Origin of the sequence: Gordonibacter sp. (assembly GCF_036667095.1) — a bacterium.
In the GTDB taxonomy this organism is placed as follows: domain Bacteria; phylum Actinomycetota; class Coriobacteriia; order Coriobacteriales; family Eggerthellaceae; genus Gordonibacter.
Genome location: NZ_JAVWUP010000368.1, coordinates 1 through 1,443 on the forward strand (window position 1 = coordinate 1; position 1,443 = coordinate 1,443).

Here is a 1,443-nt window from a genome sequence, read left to right on the forward strand (position 1 = left end):
GCCCCTCGAGCGGTTCGTTCTGCCGAGCCCCTCGGCACTCCTTGCTCGAAACCCCCTCGCGGGGCTGGAGGTTTTGCCAGTTTACGTCATATATCGTAGCGGCGCCGCAGCGCCCGTGTCAGTCTTTGAGTTTTCGGTCTCACCGCCTTTATCCCACCTAGTGCAGCGTCTGGGAAAAGCCGGAAAACCGAAACCCGGACGATACGACGCCGCAGCTAGGAGGGGTTCATGAACAAACAAGCAAAATATAAGCTTATCGGCTTTATCATGATGTTCGCCTCATCTTCATTGATGGGCGGTATCGGAGCCTTCACGCGCTTCATTGACGCACCGGGCGATTTCGTATCGTTTTGGCGCAACTTCGCTGGGCTCATAGCTTTATCACTCATCTTCTGCTTCATTGGAGGAAGCTGGAAAAAGCTCAAGCAAACGCGTTTTTCCGGCATGATGCTGCTCTCGGGTGTATTCCTCGGCCTGCTTTCGGGTTTGTACTGCCTGTCTACACAGTACACCACCTTAGCCAACGCATCATTCCTTATCTACACCGGCCCCATATACTCAACCATCCTCGCGGCTATCTTCCTCAAAGAGAAGCTCAATATTAAGGGCATACTCTGCATCATCGCCGTAGTTATCGGTATGCTGTTTATTGTGGGTATCGTCACACCGGAAGGCCTCACTCTCGACCTCGATCCGAAATACGCTTTTGGTAACGCCATTGCCTTCGCCTCGGGCGTAGCATACGGTCTTTACCTGTTCTTCTCGCGCTACCGTGAGGACTGCGATTCCAACGTCCGCTCCTGGTGGAACTTCCTGTTTGGATCGCTGGCTATCGTCGTACTGCTTATCTGGCATCACTTCTTCCTGCAGCCGCTCTCCTATACCGAGAAGATCAACGGCGTGACGCAGTTCGACGCTTCGGGCCAGATCATCACCCATGCCTGGAACATGTTCACCATGCCTGGCGCGTCTTGGGTCGTACTCATCGCCGCGGCACTCATCACCGGCTTCGGCGCGTTCTACCTATTGACGCACGCCACCAAGCGCCTGAAGGCCGGCGAGCTTGCCGCCATCTCCTACCAGGAAACCATCATGGCCTCTCTTTTGGGCCTGTTCATGTTCGGCGAGACAATGACCGCCTTCCAGATTATCGGCGGCGCGCTCATCATCGCGGGCGGCGTGGCCCAGATATTCTTCTCCACCGCAGCTGCCAGCAAAGCGGGCAACAAGATAGAGAAGGAAGCCGAGATACGTGAAAACCTCGAAGCGCACCTGGATGAAGAGGAAGTAAGAGAAGCTTTGGAAGATCGATCCCCCGCACGAGGAGGCGACCTATGAAAATCACCAAGAACCTGACCCACCTTGCCGCCACGATGGAGTTCGAGACAGCAAAGACCGAAGACGAGCTGCTGGCAGCCTTCACCAAACAGGGCATACACGGAT

General features: G+C 55.2%; 1 protein-coding gene. It reads left to right on the forward strand.

The window, feature by feature from the left end; translation table 11 throughout:
* Window positions 1–228: 228 nt before the first annotated feature.
* A complete protein-coding gene (locus RR842_RS14675) occupies window positions 229–1,338 on the forward strand; it encodes a DMT family transporter (protein ID WP_332554455.1) in 1,110 nt (369 codons plus the stop codon).
* Window positions 1,339–1,443 lie beyond the last annotated feature (105 nt).

Excerpts from the sequence above, each read along its gene's own strand:
- RR842_RS14675 (WP_332554455.1), top strand. The coding sequence starts at position 229 with ATGAACAAACAAGCAAAATATAAGCTTATCGGCTTTATCATGATGTTC.